Raw genomic sequence first — 15,574 nt, forward strand, 5'->3', positions numbered from 1 at the left:
CGCGAATGAGATGGAAGCGCGAACGACCGTGCGTGCCTACAGTCGCCGCGTGAAGGCCGTCATGGGCAGCGCGCAGCGCCGCCGGTATAGAGCCGACATGCAAGGTTACCACCCCGTGTCCGGTGCACGGGGCGGTCGTGTCCGAGCCGAGACCGGCTAGCTCGTCAGGCGTCGCGTGTCCTCCACGTCGGCGTGGATCTGGGTGATGAGCGCCTCGATCGAGTCGAAGCGGGTGTTTCCGCGCAGCCGGGCGGCGAACTCCACCGCGACGTGCGCGCCGTACAGCTCGAGGTCGTCGCGGTCCAGCGCGTACGCCTCCACCGTGCGCGGCACCCCCTCGAACGTCGGGTTGGTGCCGACCGAGATGGCCGCGGGCCAGCGCTCGCCGTCGTAGAGCGCGGGCAGGTTGGCCACCGGGACGCACTGCAGCCAGCCCGCGTAGACGCCGTCGGCCGGGATCGCGGTGTACTGCGGGGTCTCGACGTTGGCCGTGGGGAAGCCGAGCTGGCGGCCGCGCTGGTAGCCGCGTACGACGACGCCTTCGACCCGGTGGGGGCGGCCCAGCTCGGCCGCCGCGCCCGCCACGTCGCCGGCGGTGAGCCGCTCGCGGATGGAGGTCGAGGAGATGTCGTCGAGCCGGGGCACGGACTCGACCTCGAAGTCGTATTTGTCGCCCAGCGTGCGCAGGGTCTCGACGTCACCGGCGGCGTCCTGGCCGAACGTGAAGTCGGCGCCCACCACCACGACCGCCGCCCGCAGCCGCTCGGCGAGCACCTTCTGGGCGAACTCGGCCGGCGTCCACTGCGACAGCCCGAAGGAGAACTCCACGGTGTCGATGGTGTCCACGCCCAGCCCGGCCAGCAGCTCGGCCCGCCGCCGCGCGCTGGTCAGCCGATGAGGGTGCGAGCCGGGGCGGACCACCTCGTCGGGATGCGGCTCGAACGTGACCGCCACGCTGCGCAGGCCCCGCTCCCCGGCGACGGCGACGGCCCGCCCGACCACCCGCTGGTGCCCGAGGTGGACCCCGTCGTACACGCCGACGGTCACCACAGACCTTTCCGAACCCTGCACGCCAGGCCCCATTCACTCGTCCCCGGAACAACCCGTACAAGCGTGCCACGCGGCGCGGCATTCCCTCCAATCGAGGCGGCTATCATCGGGCATCATGCCTCGCTACGCGCTCCTGATCCTGCCTGCCTTCAACCGGGTCTACGGAGAGAGCTCCGTCCGCCTCACCCGCAACGAGCTGGCCGTCTTCAGCGCGCGCGCCCTTGAGGGCGAGGTGCTGGCCAGCGAGGAGACCCGCATCGGCGGCGTCCCCTACGTGACGTTCGACACCGCCGGGCCGCTGTCCGACGGCGACGTCCGGCTGCTGTCCGACCTGTCGTCCGTCTACGCCGTCTTCGGCGTCGAGGGTGACCTGCTCAGGCCGCTCGCCATGCGGCCGCGCGACCGGCTCAGCAGCGACCTGCTCACCATCCAGAAATACGCCGGCAAGACCAACGAGCACTTCACCAAGCTGCTGCTCAACGTCACGGCGCTGGCGAGCGACAAGGGGCTGGGCGACGGGCTCGCGGTGTTCGACCCGATGTGCGGCCGCGGCACCACGCTCAACCAGGCCCTCATGTACGGCTACGACGCCTACGGCCTCGACGTCGACGGCAAGGACTTCGAGGCCTACGCCGGCTTCATCAAGACGTGGCTGCGCAACAAGCGGCTCAAGCACACCGCCGAGACCGTGCCGGTGCGCCGCGACCGTGCTCTCGTCGGGCGGCGGCTCAACGTCGCCTTCGGGCTGTCGAAGGAGGCGTTCAAGGCCGGCGACGTGCAGCGCCTGACCGTGGTCAACGCCGACACGCTCAAGAGCCGCGAGTTCTTCAAGCCGCGCTCGTTCGACGTGCTGGCCACCGACGCCCCCTACGGCGTGCAGCACGGCAGCAAGGGCGGCGCGGGCCTGTCGCGCAGCCCGCTGGAGCTGCTGGGCCGGGCGGTGCCGGTCTGGGCCGAGCTGCTGCGGCCCGGAGGGGCGATGGGCATCGCCTGGAACACCTACGGCGGCAAGAGCGACGAGCTGGCCCGCATCCTGACCGGGGCGGGCCTCGAGGTGATGGACTACCCCGACTTCGAGCACTGGGTGGACCAGGCGATCGTCCGCGACATCATCGTGGCCCGCAAGCCGGGCTGACGCGGGTCAGCCGGCGAAGACCGCCAGGGGCCGCGCGGTGCGGCCCTGCTCCTCCACCAGCGCCAGCAGCTCACCTTCAGGCCCGAACACGCCGATCGGGCCAGGGCCGAGCCCGGCGGCCGGCAGCCGCCCGCCGTGGGCGACGACGCGGGCCTCCTCGGCGGTGACGTCGCGGCGCGGGAAGGCCACGGCGACGGCCTCGCCGATGGGCAGCACCACGCACTCCTCGGTGAGCTGCTCGATGGTCTTGGCGAGCGACAGGTCGTACGGCCCCACCCGGGTGCGGCGCAGCGCCGTCAGGTGCCCGCCGACCCCGCCGAGCGCGGCGCCGAGGTCGCGGGCCAGCGAGCGGATGTAGGTGCCGCTCGAACAGACCACGACGGCGTCGACGTCAATGACGTCACCGGCCGGCCGGATGTCGAGCACCTCGAACGAGCTCACCGTGACGGGCCTGGCCGCCAGCTCGACCTCCTCGCCCGCCCGCGCCTTCTTGTAGGCCCGCTGGCCGTTCACCTTGATGGCGCTGACCTGCGGCGGAACCTGCATGATGGCGCCGGTGAGCGCTTCGACGCCCTTGCGGATCTCGCCGTCGCCCACCCCGGCGGCCGACGTGGTGGCGGTGACCTCGCCCTCGGCGTCGTCGGTGTTGGTGCTCACGCCGAGCCGGATCGTGGCGCGGTATTCCTTCTCGGTCAGCATCAGGTGACCGAGCAGCCTGGTCGCCTTCTCCACACCGATCACCAGCACGCCCGTCGCCATCGGGTCGAGCGTGCCCGCGTGCCCCACCCGGCGGGTGCCGGCGATGCGCCGCATCTTGGCCACCACGTCGTGGGAGGTCCACTCGCCCGGCTTGTCGACGATGATCAGACCGCTCTCGGCCATTCAGGTAACCTTCCGCAGCTCGCGACGGAACTTCGTCATGGTCTCCTCGACGGTGTCGTAGGAGGTGAACCCGGCCGCGTTGTGATGGCCCCCGCCGCCGAGCGCCGCGCACACCGCCGCGACGTCGACGGTGCCCTTGGACCGGGTGGACACCTGCCAGTCGCCGTAGTCGTCCTCCTTGAGCACGACGGCGACCTGCGCCTCGTCGGTGCGGCGGACGATGTCGATGATGCCTTCGAGCTCGGAGTACGGCAGCGCGTACGCGGCCCGGTCGACCCGGGTCACGTACGTCCAGACCATGCCGTCCTCCAGCGCCACCCGCTCCAGCGCGTCGCCCAGCACCTTGAGGTAGCCGAACGGGGAACGGTCCCACAGCTCGCGGGCGATCTCGTCGACCCGCAGCCCGGTGGCGACCAGCCTGGCCGCCATCTGGTGCACGGCGGGCGTGGTCGAGGAGTAGCGGAAGGAGCCGGTGTCGGTGACGAGGCCGGCGTACAGGCAGGTGGCGATGTCGCGGTCGAGCCGCCCGCCGAGCCGGTAGACGAGCTGCTCGGCGAGCATGGCGGTGGCCGCGGCCTTGGCGTCGATGAGGTCGAGCGAGCCGAACCCCGAGTTGGACGGGTGGTGGTCGACCACGATCACCTCGCGAGCCGAGGCGGCGTTGGCGCCGAGCAGCCCGACCCGCTCGAACGTCGAGCAGTCGAAGACGATCATCAGGTCGGGCGCGGCCGGGTAGTCGTCCGGCGGCACCAGCATCTCCTGGCCGGGCAGGAAGCGCAGCAGCCGCGGCACCGCGAAGTGGCGGTCGCCGAACGAGGCGACCACCCGCTTGCCCATCGAGCGCAGCACGAACGCGACCGCCAGCATCGAGCCGAGCGCGTCGCCGTCGGGCGTCACGTGGCAGGCCAGCGCGACCTCGTCGGCCTGCCCGATCAGCCGCAGCGCGCGGTCCCACGACTCCTCGGGGATGGGACAGTCCTCGGAAGGACGCCGCTCGACGCGAGGCGGACGCTCTGCCCTGTCGCGCACGTCGGGCGTCACGCCTGGTCGTCCCTGCCGCTCAGGCTCTGCGAGCCGGCCTCAGCGCCCGTCTCGGCGTCGGTGTCGAAGTCCTCGTCGTCGGGCTTGCGGTAGGGGTCGGCCTCGCCGGCGTAGGAGGCGGTCTGGGCCTGCTTGGCCACCTCGGCGTCCCGCGCGCGGGCGGCGCTGATCAGGTCGTCGAGGTGACGCGCGCTGTCGGGCAGCGGGTCGTGCTTGAACGTCAGCGTCGGCGCGAACCGGACCCCGGTCTGGCGGCCCACCTCGGAGCGGATGATGCCCTTGGCGCTCTCGAGAGCCGCGGCGCTGTCGGCCCGCTCGGCGTCGGAGCCGAACACCGTGTAGAACACCGTCGCGTCGCGCAGGTCGGCGGTGACGCGCGTGTCGGTCACGGTCACGAAGCCCAGACGCGGATCCTTGATCCGACGCTCCAGCATCTCGGCGACGATCTGCTGGATGCGGTCGGCGAGCTTGCGCGCTCGTGCGGCATCCACCATGTTCGCTCCCCCTCACGCACGACCTGGCCGTGCAGTCGTTCAATCTTCGTCGGTGTAGAGCCGCTGCCGGGCCGACAGCAGCTCGATCTCGGGGCGGAAGGCCACCATGCGTTCGCAGGCGTCCAGCAGCTCCTTGCAGTTACCCGCGGAAGCGGAAACCACCGCAACGCCGACCTCCGCTCTGCGGTGCAGGTCGAGATGACCGGTCTCAGCCACCGCGATGCTGGGGTAACGGCGCTGCAGCTCGGCGATGAGCGGACGGACGACAGAGCGCTTCTGCTTCAGCGACCTGACGTCGCCGAGCAGGATGTCCAGGGTCAGGGCACCCACATACATCACTGGTAACCACCGCTTGGCCTTGTGTGGTCAGCGCACGACCGGCCTGCTGCGGTGGGGACCAGGCCAGGGCGTGCGAGAGGCGCCCGGCGGATGTCCCGCCGGGCGCCCGGCCGCGCGTCACACGCGCGGCTTCTCCCGCATCTCGAACGTCTCGATCACGTCGTCGATCCTGATGTCGTTGTAGCCGACACCGATGCCGCACTCGAAGCCCTCGCGGACCTCGGTCGCGTCATCCTTGAAGCGACGCAGGGACGAGACGGTCAGGTTGTCCGCGATGACGACGCCGTCGCGGATGACCCTGGCCTTGCTGTTGCGGACGATCACGCCGGAGCGGACCAGAGCACCGGCGATGTTGCCGATCCGCGGCACCTTGAAGACCTCGCGGACCTCCGCCGAGCCCATCTGGACCTCTTCGAACTCGGGCTTGAGCATGCCCTTGAGCGCCGCTTCGATCTCCTCGATCGCCTGGTAGATGACCGAGTAGTAGCGGATGTCGACGCCCTCGCGCTCGGCCAGGTCGCGCGCCCGAGGCTCGGGGCGGACGTTGAAGCCGATGATGACCGCGTTGTCGTCGGCGACGGCCAGGTTGACGTCGTACTCGGTGATGGCGCCGACCGCGCGGTGCAGGACTCGAAGCCTGACCTCGTCGCCGACGTCGATCTTGAGCAGGGCGTCTTCCAGGGCCTCCACCGAACCGGACACGTCACCCTTGATGATGAGCTTGAGCTCGTCGACGCGGCCCTTCTCGAGGTCGCTGAACAGCTCTTCGAGGGTGCGGCGCCGGCTCGACTTCGCCATGTCGGCGCTGCGCTTGCGCGCCGCGCGCTGCTGGGCGATCTGCCGGGCCATCCGGTCGTCGGTGACCACGATGAAGTTGTCACCGGCGCTCGGCACGGCCGTCAGACCCATCACGAGGACGGGACGCGACGGCGTGGCCTCCTCGACCTGGTCGCCGTTGTCGTCGAGCATCGCGCGGACGCGGCCGAAGGCCTCGCCGCACACGATGGAGTCGCCGACGCGCAGCGTGCCGCGCTGGACCAGGACGGTCGCGACGGGGCCGCGGCCCTTGTCGAGGTGGGCCTCGATCGCGATGCCCTGAGCGTCCATCGTCGGATTGGCGCGCAGGTCGAGCTCGGCGTCGGCGGTCAGCAGGATGGCCTCGAGGAGGTTGTCGATGCCGGTGCCGTTCTTCGCCGAGATGTCGACGAACAGGGTCGAGCCACCGTATTCCTCGGCCACCAGGCCGTATTCGGTGAGCTGGGCCCTGACCTTGTTGGGGTCGGCGCCCTCCTTGTCGACCTTGTTGACCGCGACCACGACCGGGACCTCGGCGGCCTGGGCGTGGTTGAGCGCCTCGATCGTCTGCGGCTTGACGCCGTCGTCGGCCGCGACCACCAGCACCGCGATGTCGGTCGACTTCGCGCCTCGGGCACGCATGGCGGTGAACGCCTCGTGACCCGGGGTGTCGATGAAGGTGACCTTGCGGTCTTCGCCCTCATGCGTGGTGGACACCTGGTAAGCGCCGATGTGCTGGGTGATGCCACCCGCCTCGCGCGCCACCACGTTGGTCTTGCGGATGGCGTCGAGCAGCTTGGTCTTACCGTGGTCGACGTGACCCATGACGGTCACCACCGGCGGGCGCGCGGCCAGGTCGCCCTCGTCGCCCTCGTCCTCGCCGAACTCGATGTCGAAGGCCTCGAGCAGCTCGCGGTCCTCCTCCTCGGGGCTGACGACCTGGATGTTGTAGTCCAGCTCGGCTCCGAGCAGCTGCAGCGTCTCCTCGTTGACCGACTGCGTCGCGGTCACCATCTCGCCGAGGTGCAGCATGATCTGCACGAGCGAGGCGGGGTTGGCCCCGATGCGGTCGGCGAAGTCGGACAGCGACGCACCGCGCGGCAGGCGGATCGTCGCGCCGTTGCCGCGAGCGACCTGCACGCCGCCGATCGCCGGCGCCGACATGTTGTCGAACTCCTGGCGCCTCTGGCGCTTGGACTTGCGGCCACGCGCGGGACGGCCGCCGGGACGCCCGAAGGCTCCCGCGGTGCCGCCGCCACGACCACGGCCGCCGCCACCCGGGCGACCGCCGAAGCCGCCGCCGGGAGCGCCCGTGCGCTGACCGGTGCCGCCGCCACCCGGGCGACCGGCGAAGCCGCCGCCGCCACCGCCGGGACGACCGCCGCCACCGCCGGGACGGCCACCGCCGCCACCGCCGGGACGACCGCCGCCGCCACCGCCGGGACGACCGCCGCCACCGCCGGGACCGGCGGGACGGCCCTGGGGCATCATCATCGGGTTGGGACGCGGGCCACCAGGACGAGGACCGCCCGCACCGGCGCCGGGACCGGGACGCGGACCGCCGGGCGGCGGGCCGGGACGCGGGCCTGGCGTCGGCCTGTCGCCGCCACGGCCCTGCGGTGGACGCGGCATCGCGCCGTCGCGCGGCGGACCGTCGCGACGCTCACGCTGACCGGGGCCGCCACCGTCACGGTTGCCACCCTGGCGCGGCGGCCTGGACTGACCCATGCCGCTGGCGTTGGACGAGAACGGGTTGTTACCGGGACGCGGGCCGCGCGGACCCGGCTTGGGGCCGGAACCGGGACGGGGACCGCCCCCGGAGGGCGCGCCGGGACGCGGCGCCTGCGCGGAGCCGCCGCCACCGCCGGGGCCAGGACGCGGACCCGGCTTGGGCCCGGGACGGGCGCCGGGGCCCGGACGCGGGCCAGGCGTGGGACGAGCGGGCGCGCCGCTCTCGAAACGTGCCTGAGGAGCCCCAGAGGTCTCGCCGCGAGCCGCCTCAGGCTGCTGCGGCTGCTGGTGGGGCATGGGCACCGGCGGGCGCGGCTGACCGCCGCCCTGACCGCCCTGCCCGCCGCCCTGTCCACCACTGGGACCGGCCGCGGGACCTGGCCGCGGGCCGGGCTTGGGCCCGGGACGCGGCGGAGCGGGAACAGGCGCCTGCCCGGCGCCGTTACCGGCCTGGCTGTCCGCCGGCCGGGGCGCAGCCCTTGGCGGCTGCGGCTTGTTGGACGGCTGACCGCCGCCACGAGAGGGGCCACCCTTGGATGCCCCCAGCGCTTCGGTGAGCCTGCGGACCACCGGCGCCTCGATGGTCGAGGACGCCGAACGGACGAACTCTCCCATCTCTTGGAGCTTGGCCATGACGACCTTGCTCTCTACGCCGAACTCCTTAGCGAGCTCGTATACCCGGACCTTCGCCACTGCACTCCCTTACTCGGCCCGGGAGGCTGGCTATGCCGTCCGGACCGTCGCTACCTTGACGTCTTCATCGCCGCGTGCTCATCAGGCGCTCATAGCAATCTGACTCCGCCCATCAACTCGGCGTCCTACATGACATTTCGTGGTCTCCCTCCAAGTGCGCCCGCACGGGCGACACGTCAAGCGGCCCCGGCACGCGGAACGCGCGCGGGAACGCTCGGCGCCGCTCGGCGAGCTCCAGACAGCTCAAGGACGGATGCAGCGATGCACCGCGACCAGGGAGCCGTCCTTGCAGGTCAGGGACCACATGATCCTCGACCAGCACCAGGCGGAGCAGCTCGGACTTAGCCGTGCGAACCCTGCAGCCCACACAGGTGCGCTGTGGAACCGCTTGGCCACCATATTCCAGCTTACCGTGTTGACGCATCTACGGAACCGGCGGCATCCTCGGCTTGGGTGTCGGGCCTGATGTCGATCCGCCAGCCCGTGAGCCGGGCGGCGAGCCGGGCATTCTGCCCCTCTTTCCCGATGGCCAGCGAGAGCTGGTAGTCAGGCACGGTGACCCGCGCCACCCGCCCGTCAAGGTCGAGAACCTCAACGTGGGAAACACGGGCCGGCGACAGGGCATTCCCGACGAACTCGCCCGGATCTTCCGACCAGTCGATGATGTCGATCTTCTCGCCGTGCAGCTCGGTCATCACGTTGCGGACGCGTGAGCCCATGGGGCCGATGCACGCGCCCTTGGCGTTGACGCCGGGCTTGCGCGACCTGACGGCGATCTTCGTACGGTGGCCCGCCTCGCGCGCCACCGCCGCGATCTCGACGGTGCCGTCGGCGATCTCCGGCACCTCGAGGGCGAACAACTTCTTCACCAGCCCCGGGTGGGTGCGCGACAGCGTGACCGAGGGGCCCTTGTGGCCCTTCTTCACCTGCACCACGTAGGCGCGGATGCGCTCGCCGTGCACGTATTCCTCGCCGGGCACCTGCTCGGCGTGCGGTAGCACGGCCTCGATCTTGCCGAGGTCGACCAGCACCACGCGCGGGTCCTTGCCCTGCTGGATGACGCCGGAGACCAGCTCGCCCTCGCGGCTGGCGAACTCGCCGAAGTTGATCTCGTCTTCGGCGTCGCGCAGCTGCTGCAGGATGACCTGCTTGGCGGTGGTGGCGGCGATGCGGCTGAAGTTGGAAGGAGTGTCGTCGTACTCCCTGACGACCTCGCCGTCCTCGCCGAGCTCCGCCGCCCAGATCGTGACGTGGCCGCTGGCTCTGTCGAGCTCCGCCCGCGCCCTGGCGGCGGCGCCGTCGGTGCGGAAGTACGCGATGAGCAGCGCGTCCTCGATCGCCTTGACGACCAGGTCGAAGGAGATGTCCTTCTCCCGCTCAAGGCTGCGCAGGACGCTCATGTCGATGTCCACGACGGCTCCCCCTTAGCCTTCGTCGCCGTCGACGTCGTCGATCCGGCGGAACTCCACCTGCACCCGTCCGCGGGTCAGGTCCTCATAACCGAGCCTGCGGGGCTCGCCTGCGACGTCGAGGTCGACGCCGCTCTCGTCGGCGGCCTTGACGCGGCCCTCAACCACGGTGCCGTCCTTCAGCTCCGCCTTCACCAGCCGCTTGGCCGCACGCCGCCAGTGGCGCGGCTCGGTCAGCGGGCGGTCGACGCCCGGCGAGGAGACCTCGAGCGTGTAAGCCGCCTGGCCCATCGCGTCGGTGTCGTCGAGCGCCGTGGAGACGGCCTGGCTGACGTCGGCCACGTCGTCGAGGCTCACGCCGCCGTCGCGATCGACGATCACGCGCAGCAGCCGCCGCTTGCCCGCCTGGGTGACCGTGATGTCCTCCAGGTCGAGACCCTCCGCGCTGACCACGGGCTCCAGGAGCTTCATCAGGTGGTCGCGGGGTGATGCGCTGCCCATATCGACCTCCCCTATTGTCATGTCTCAGCCGGGCGGACCTCGCCACTGGCTCTCCCGCCGTCTGACCTCTCAGCCAGCGACGACAGTTGACACCCTATCCGTATGAGGGCACGGAGAGAGCGCCACTCGTCGTGGTCGAATGGCGGAGCGTCGCCGGACGGCTAGCGCGGGCACTGGCCGTACGATGCTACCGAGGCCGGTAGCCAGGCCCTGCCAGGTAGGTGACAAGTGGAGGTTGGAGTTCGTGCGCCCGCGTCAGCTCTCCCGGCGAACCGTGCTGGCGGGCGGGGCGGCCGCTCTGACCGCCTGCAGCGCGTCCGGCCCGCCTCCGCCGCCCTCTCCGGCGCCCGACTCTCCCGAGGTCGTGCTGCTGAAGGCACTCATCGCGGAGAAGGAACGTACCATCGCGCTCTATTCGGCGCTGATCGCCGACGGGGGCGGCAAGCTGACGCCGTTTCGTGACCGTCACCAGGCTCATCTGAACGAGCTGCGCAAGCACGTTCCTGCCGTCTCCCTTACGGCGGCCACCTCCACCTCGTCCTCTCCTTCGCCCTCTCCTTCGCCCACTACGCGCAAGCCGTCGCTGAAACGGCTGCGCGACCTTGAGCGCAAGGCGGCCGCCTCGCGCGCCCGCCAGCTCGACGCCGTCTCGCCCGGCATCGCGCAGCTCATCGCCGGCATCGGGGCCTGCGAGGCCGTCCATGCGATCGCCCTGCCGAGGTCGCTGTGACGGCCGCGGGCGACGACCTGGAGAAGCTGGGCAAGGCGCTGGCGGCCGAGCACGCCGTGCTGTTCGCGTACGGGCTGCTCGGGGCGCGCACGTCGGGCAGGCTGCGCGAGCGCATGAGCGCCGCCTACGACGCCCACCGGGCGCGGCGCGACCAGCTGCGCTCCTCCATCACCTCGCGGGGCGGGCGGCCGGTCGAGCCGGAGGCGTCCTATCAGCTTCCGTTCATCCCCTCCAACGCCACGCTGGCCGCCGATCTGGCGGTGCGGCTGGAGGCGGGGGTGACGGCGGCGTACCTGGAGCTGGCCGCCGCACAGGACGTCAAGCTGCGCCGCTACGCCGCGCTCGCCATGCAGGAGTCGGTCACGCGCTCCTACGCCTTCCGCCCCGCACAGCCTGCGGCCTTCCCCGGCATGCCGCAGGCGGCCACGCCGCCCGCCTCGCCTCCCCCGGGCGGCTGACCCCGCTCAGCGGTAGAGCGCCGAGAGCAGGTCGGGGCCGAGCCGTTCGAGGGCGCCGGCGTTCGGCGAGGGGGATGCTTCGGTGTTCGTGACCTGGCCGGTGTCGCTGGTCATCCTGCTGATCGCGGCGGCCTGCCTGGTGGGCCCGGTGGTCGTGCGCCGGCGCACGAAGACGGCGCTGCCCGCGGCGTGAGTGGAGCCCGCTCGGCCTGAGCGGGCTCCACGCCTGTCGTTAGGCGCCGGTGGCGGCCACGATGCGGTCGGCGGCCTCGGCGAGCGGGATCTCCGACTTCTCGCCCGAGACGCGGTCGCGCAGCTCCACGACGCCCTGCGACAGGCCGCGGCCGACGACGACGATCGTGGGGACGCCGAGCAGCTCGGAGTCCTTGAACTTGACGCCGGGCGAGACCTGCGGCCGGTCGTCGACCAGCACCCGCAGGCCGCGCGACTCCAGCTCGGCCCCCAGCTCAAGGGCGGCCTCGACCTGGTTGTCCTTGCCGGTGCCGACGATGTGGACGTCGGCGGGCGCGACCTCGCGCGGCCACACCAGGCCCAGCTCGTCGTGGGCCTGCTCGGCGATCACGGCCACCGCGCGGGAGACGCCGATGCCGTAGGAGCCCATGGTGATGCGGATGGGCTTGCCGTCGGGGCCGAGTGCGTCGAGGCCGGCCGCGTCGGCGTATTTGCGGCCGAGCTGGAAGATGTGGCCGATCTCGATGCCGCGGTCGATGGACAGCTCGGAGCCGCAGCGCGGGCAGGGGTCGCCGGCGCGGACCTCGGCGGCCTCGATGGTGCCGTCGGGGACGAAGTCGCGCCCCGCGACCACGCCGGCGGCGTGCTTGCCCGGCTCGTTGGCGCCGGTGACCCAGGCGGTGCCGGTGACGACGCGGGGGTCGACGAGGTAGCGGATGCCGAGCTCGCGCAGGACCTGCGGGCCGATGTAGCCGCGGACCAGGCCCGGGTGCTTGGCGAAGTCTTCGGCTTCGAAGATCGCGGGCTCGCCGGGCGACAGCGCCGCCTCCAGGCGCTTGAAGTCGACCTCACGGTCGCCGGGCACGCCGATGACCAGCGTCTCGACCGTGTCGGAGCCGGGTGTGACGACCTTGACGACGACGTTCTTGAGCGTGTCGGCGGCGGTGATGGACAGGCCGTGGTGCTCGTTGACGTGGGAGACCAGCGACTCGATGGTCGGCGTGTCGGGGGTGTCCATGACCGTGAGCGCCGGCGCGTCGTCGAGGGACTTGGCGGGCGGCGCGGTGGTGACGACGGCTTCGGCGTTGGCGGCGTAGCCGCAGGAGCGGCAGGCGACGAAGGTGTCCTCGCCGGTGGGCGTGGGCGCCAGGAACTCCTCGGAGGCCGAGCCGCCCATGGCGCCCGACTGCGCGAAGACGATCTTGTAGTCGATGCCGAGGCGGTCGAAGGTCCTGATGTAGGTCTCGCGGTGCTGCTCGTAGGAGCGCTTGAGGCCGTCGTCGTCGAGGTCGAAGGAGTAGGAGTCCTTCATGACGAACTCGCGGCCGCGCAGGATGCCCGCCCTGGGCCGCGCCTCGTCGCGATATTTGGTCTGGATCTGGTAAAGCGTGACCGGATAGTCCTTGTAGGAGGAGTATTCGCCCTTGACCAGGTCGGTGAAGAGCTCCTCGTGGGTGGGGCCGAGAAGGTAGTCGGCGCCTTTCCGATCGTGCAGGCGGAAGAGCAGATCACCGTATTCGGTCCAGCGACCGGTCGCCTCGTAGTATTCGCGCGGCAGCAGGGCGGGGAAGAGCACTTCCTGGCCGCCCATGCGGTTCATTTCCTCGCGGACGATCTTGGTGACGTTTTCCAGCACCAACTTGCCGAGCGGGAGCCAGGTGTAGATGCCGGGGGCGACGCGGCGGACGTAGCCGGCACGGACCAGGAGCTTGTGGCTCGGCACTTCCGCGTCTGCCGGGTCGTCCCGCAGGGTGCGAAGAAACAACGACGACATGCGCAGCAACACGGCTACTCCTTGCTCGAAGCTGGATGTGGAGGACTACAGGCTATCGAGTCGGAGGAGCGATGCGCTCGCGCTTATCCACAGCTCGGGCCGCGCTCAGCCGGCGAGGGGGAACCAGCCGACCATGGCGGCGGTCATGCCGGCCGTGACCAGCCCGGCCAGCGTGGCCGACAGCGCGAGCGCGCGCACCCTGCCGCGGACGTTCCTGCGCAGGACGAGCACCGCGGCCACGGTGAGCACCCCGATCACCACCGCGGGGCCGGGCCAGAACGACTGCTCGCTCTCCACGACGCCCGGTGCCGCCCTGGCCACCACGTCGGCGATCAGCGCGGCGCCGACCGCGCCGGCCGCGACGTCGCCCCAGACGCCGTCCCTGCGGGTGGCGTAGGCGAGCAGGCCGAGGCAGACGAGCAGCGCGAGCGTCCAGTTGAGCCCGGAGGCGCCCGGGCCGGTGAGGTCGAAGGGGTCGGCGCCGCGCAGCGCGCTCGCGCCGATGGCGGCGACCAGCGTGGACAGCGAGGCGAGGAACGTGGTCAGCAGCGCCCAGGCGAATCCCGACGCGGTGGCGCCGACCATCAGGGACAGGGCGAGGTAGGCGTAAGGGTCGTAGATCTGGCCGGCCCAATGGGGGCCGTTGCCGGAAAGGAGCATGCCGAGCATGCCGACGGCGAGGCCCCCGAAGAAGGCGCCCAGCAAATGATGTTCGATGGCGCGCTGGCGCCGGTCGTATTCGGCGAAGTCGGCGTACTCGATCGTGGTGTTGTTCATGTCCATTCCCTGGTCAACCCCTCCCCCCGATGCGTCTGGGGATGACCAGCTCCAGATTATGCATACGTCCCGAAAAGGCAAATTTCGGTCATATCCCTCCCAAAACTAGCAAGCGCTTGGTTACGATATTCGCGTGGCACTCGCCGATGACCTTCGCGCCGCCGTCCGCGACCACCTCGCCGGCCGCCCGGGCGCGTCCTGGCAGGAGTGCGCGCGCGAGCTCGGGCTCGCGGGCCTGCTGGTCCCCGAGCGGTACGGCGGCGCCGGCTGCGGCCCCCGTGAGATGGCCGCCGTGGCCGAGGAGCTGGGCCGCGTCCTGTCACCCCACCCGTTCCTGCAGTCCGCCGTCATGGCGGTCGAGGCGCTGCGCGCGTGCGAGGCGGGCGACGAGCTGGCGGCGCTCGCCGAAGGCGGGACGAGCGCGACCGTGGTGCTGCCCGGCGACGGTGACCTGCGGCTCGACGGTGACCTGCTGACCGGCGAGGTGCCGTACGCGCTCGTCGGCGACCTGGTGCTCGCCTACGTGGACGGGCTGCTGGTGACGGCGGAGCCGGTGGAGCGCGAGACGTACGTGACGATGGACGAGAGCCGCCCGCTGCAGCGGCTGCGCTTCGAGCGAACCCCCGCCAGGCGGCTCGGCGGCGGGCCCTGGGCCCGCGTCCGCGACCTCGGCATCACGGCGCTGGCGGCCGAGCAGGCCGGCGGGGCGGCCCGGTGCCTGGAGATGGCGGTGGAGCACGCCGGGCGGCGTCACCAGTTCGGGCGGCCGATCGGGTCGTTCCAGGCGATCAAGCACAAGCTGGCCGACGTGCTGCTGCTGGTCGAGTCGGCCCGCTCGGCGGCCCTGGGTGCGGCGGCGGACGTGGGCGAGGTGAACGCGGCGGTCGCGGGGTCGTACTGCACGGAGGCGTATCTGACGGCGGCGGGCGAGAACATCCAGGTGCACGGCGGCATCGGCATCACGTGGGAGCATCCGGCGCACCGCTACTTCAAGCGGGCCACCTCCGACGCCCAGCTCTTCGGCCCGCCGCAGGCGCACCGCGCCCGCCTGGGCGTGCACGTCTTCGGGGACTAGCCGCCGAGCAGCTCTTCCCAGGGGTGGCGGGTGTTGGTGCGGCGGGTGGTGTCGAGCGCCTCGGCCAGCCGCCAGAGGCCGGGGCGGGCGCGTACGGTGGCGCGGCCCATGGGGTCGATGGCGCGCAGCTCGAACCGCACGCCCATCACGTCGAGCACCGCCGAGCCGGGCCGGCCGGGCCCTGCCTGGGTGACCAGGGAGCCGTCGCGGCCGCGTACCTGCTCGGCGAGCAGCGCGGCCACCTCCGACGCGTAAGGACCGTCGCGCCACTCGATGTGCCAGCTGTGGTCGGCGCCGCGCCACCAAGTGAGGTCGCGGCAGGACTCGATGAAGTCGGCCTCGGTCGCGAGCGCGGCCATCACCCGGCCGAACGCTTCGTACCTGCGGGCGCCGGTGAGCGAGAGTTCGTCGCCTGGGGAGGTGGACGTGCCGCTCTTGGTCCGCCGCAGCGCGTGCTTTCGCTTCACGAACACCCACTCTGATCGTCGCCGCGCCCTT

17 protein-coding genes are annotated in these 15,574 nt (G+C 71.6%); 4 read left to right on the forward strand and 13 right to left on the reverse strand.

All coding sequences use genetic code 11. The features are described from left to right. Positions 1–156 precede the first annotated feature (156 nt). Entirely contained in the window at positions 157–1,083 is a 927-nt protein-coding gene (locus AB0K12_RS31540) for a bifunctional riboflavin kinase/FAD synthetase (protein WP_364569244.1), read from the reverse strand. Between the two features lie 82 nt (positions 1,084–1,165). On the opposite strand from AB0K12_RS31540, the gene AB0K12_RS31545 reads away from it, so the two are divergent. Continuing rightward, positions 1,166–2,185 carry an SAM-dependent methyltransferase gene (locus AB0K12_RS31545; protein ID WP_364569247.1) on the forward strand — a complete coding sequence of 340 codons (1,020 nt, stop codon included), beginning with the start codon at positions 1,166–1,168 and terminating at the stop codon, positions 2,183–2,185. Between the two features lie 6 nt (positions 2,186–2,191). Here AB0K12_RS31545 and truB read toward each other — a convergent pair whose 3' ends face one another. The 8 genes from truB to rimP all read right to left on the reverse strand — a co-directional run bounded on the left by truB (position 2,192) and on the right by rimP (position 10,070). Next, entirely contained in the window at positions 2,192–3,067 is an 876-nt protein-coding gene (gene truB / locus AB0K12_RS31550; RefSeq protein WP_364569250.1) for a tRNA pseudouridine(55) synthase TruB, read from the reverse strand. Next, a complete protein-coding gene (locus AB0K12_RS31555) occupies positions 3,068–4,108 on the reverse strand; it encodes a DHH family phosphoesterase (protein WP_364569252.1) in 1,041 nt (346 codons plus the stop codon). Continuing rightward, positions 4,105–4,602, reverse strand: coding sequence for a 30S ribosome-binding factor RbfA (gene rbfA / locus AB0K12_RS31560; RefSeq protein WP_364383058.1), 498 nt, complete (start codon positions 4,600–4,602; stop codon positions 4,105–4,107). The genes AB0K12_RS31555 and rbfA overlap by 4 nt, the downstream gene beginning before the upstream one ends. A 39-nt stretch (positions 4,603–4,641) precedes the next feature. Next, positions 4,642–4,938, reverse strand: a complete 297-nt coding sequence (locus tag AB0K12_RS31565) for a DUF503 domain-containing protein (protein ID WP_345398649.1) — start codon at positions 4,936–4,938, stop codon at positions 4,642–4,644. A gap of 120 nt (positions 4,939–5,058) precedes the next feature. Beyond that, positions 5,059–8,160, reverse strand: coding sequence for a translation initiation factor IF-2 (gene infB, locus AB0K12_RS31570; RefSeq protein WP_364569256.1), 3,102 nt, complete (start codon positions 8,158–8,160; stop codon positions 5,059–5,061). A gap of 112 nt (positions 8,161–8,272) precedes the next feature. Then, positions 8,273–8,584 (reverse strand): YlxR family protein, encoded by a 312-nt coding sequence (locus AB0K12_RS31575; RefSeq protein ID WP_364569258.1) that lies wholly within the window; start codon positions 8,582–8,584, stop codon positions 8,273–8,275. Then, positions 8,568–9,560, reverse strand: coding sequence for a transcription termination factor NusA (nusA, locus tag AB0K12_RS31580; protein ID WP_364569636.1), 993 nt, complete (start codon positions 9,558–9,560; stop codon positions 8,568–8,570). Before nusA ends, AB0K12_RS31575 begins: the two co-directional genes overlap by 17 nt. A gap of 24 nt (positions 9,561–9,584) precedes the next feature. Next, complete coding sequence (rimP, locus tag AB0K12_RS31585) at positions 9,585–10,070, reverse strand: ribosome maturation factor RimP (RefSeq protein ID WP_355423340.1); 486 nt, start codon at positions 10,068–10,070, stop codon at positions 9,585–9,587. 244 nt (positions 10,071–10,314) lie between these two features. Between rimP and AB0K12_RS31590 the strand changes: the two genes are divergently transcribed. Together AB0K12_RS31590 and AB0K12_RS31595 are read left to right on the forward strand one after the other, a co-directional pair. Continuing rightward, positions 10,315–10,800 carry a hypothetical protein gene (locus AB0K12_RS31590; RefSeq protein ID WP_364569262.1) on the forward strand — a complete coding sequence of 162 codons (486 nt, stop codon included), beginning with the start codon at positions 10,315–10,317 and terminating at the stop codon, positions 10,798–10,800. Continuing rightward, positions 10,797–11,258: a ferritin-like domain-containing protein gene (locus tag AB0K12_RS31595; RefSeq protein ID WP_364569264.1), complete on the forward strand. Its 462-nt coding sequence runs from the start codon at positions 10,797–10,799 to the stop codon at positions 11,256–11,258. Before AB0K12_RS31590 ends, AB0K12_RS31595 begins: the two co-directional genes overlap by 4 nt. A 6-nt stretch (positions 11,259–11,264) precedes the next feature. Here AB0K12_RS31595 and AB0K12_RS31600 read toward each other — a convergent pair whose 3' ends face one another. The 3 genes from AB0K12_RS31600 to AB0K12_RS31610 all read right to left on the reverse strand — a co-directional run bounded on the left by AB0K12_RS31600 (position 11,265) and on the right by AB0K12_RS31610 (position 14,001). Then, a complete protein-coding gene (locus AB0K12_RS31600; RefSeq protein ID WP_364569266.1) occupies positions 11,265–11,426 on the reverse strand; it encodes a hypothetical protein in 162 nt (53 codons plus the stop codon). 64 nt (positions 11,427–11,490) lie between these two features. Then, positions 11,491–13,236, reverse strand: a complete 1,746-nt coding sequence (locus AB0K12_RS31605; protein ID WP_364569269.1) for a proline--tRNA ligase — start codon at positions 13,234–13,236, stop codon at positions 11,491–11,493. A gap of 93 nt (positions 13,237–13,329) precedes the next feature. Next, positions 13,330–14,001: a hypothetical protein gene (locus tag AB0K12_RS31610; protein ID WP_364569271.1), complete on the reverse strand. Its 672-nt coding sequence runs from the start codon at positions 13,999–14,001 to the stop codon at positions 13,330–13,332. Between the two features lie 133 nt (positions 14,002–14,134). Between AB0K12_RS31610 and AB0K12_RS31615 the strand changes: the two genes are divergently transcribed. After that, positions 14,135–15,076, forward strand: coding sequence for an acyl-CoA dehydrogenase family protein (locus tag AB0K12_RS31615; RefSeq protein ID WP_364569274.1), 942 nt, complete (start codon positions 14,135–14,137; stop codon positions 15,074–15,076). Here the strand turns inward: AB0K12_RS31615 and AB0K12_RS31620 are convergent. Beyond that, positions 15,073–15,543: a hypothetical protein gene (locus AB0K12_RS31620; protein ID WP_355423373.1), complete on the reverse strand. Its 471-nt coding sequence runs from the start codon at positions 15,541–15,543 to the stop codon at positions 15,073–15,075. The genes AB0K12_RS31615 and AB0K12_RS31620 overlap by 4 nt on opposite strands. Between the last annotated feature and the right edge of the window lie 31 nt (positions 15,544–15,574).

Source organism: Nonomuraea sp. NPDC049419 (assembly GCF_040676995.1).
Lineage (GTDB): Bacteria > Actinomycetota > Actinomycetes > Streptosporangiales > Streptosporangiaceae > Nonomuraea > Nonomuraea salmonea.

Coding starts and splice junctions, on each gene's coding strand:
- AB0K12_RS31540 (WP_364569244.1), bottom strand. CDS start 1,083: ATGGGGCCTGGCGTGCAGGGTTCGGAAAGGTCTGTGGTGACCGTCGGC.
- AB0K12_RS31545 (WP_364569247.1), top strand. CDS start 1,166: ATGCCTCGCTACGCGCTCCTGATCCTGCCTGCCTTCAACCGGGTCTAC.
- truB (WP_364569250.1), bottom strand. CDS start 3,067: ATGGCCGAGAGCGGTCTGATCATCGTCGACAAGCCGGGCGAGTGGACC.
- rbfA (WP_364383058.1), bottom strand. CDS start 4,602: ATGGTGGATGCCGCACGAGCGCGCAAGCTCGCCGACCGCATCCAGCAG.
- AB0K12_RS31565 (WP_345398649.1), bottom strand. CDS start 4,938: ATGTATGTGGGTGCCCTGACCCTGGACATCCTGCTCGGCGACGTCAGG.
- AB0K12_RS31575 (WP_364569258.1), bottom strand. CDS start 8,584: ATGCGTCAACACGGTAAGCTGGAATATGGTGGCCAAGCGGTTCCACAG.
- nusA (WP_364569636.1), bottom strand. CDS start 9,560: ATGAGCGTCCTGCGCAGCCTTGAGCGGGAGAAGGACATCTCCTTCGAC.
- rimP (WP_355423340.1), bottom strand. CDS start 10,070: ATGGGCAGCGCATCACCCCGCGACCACCTGATGAAGCTCCTGGAGCCC.
- AB0K12_RS31610 (WP_364569271.1), bottom strand. CDS start 14,001: ATGAACAACACCACGATCGAGTACGCCGACTTCGCCGAATACGACCGG.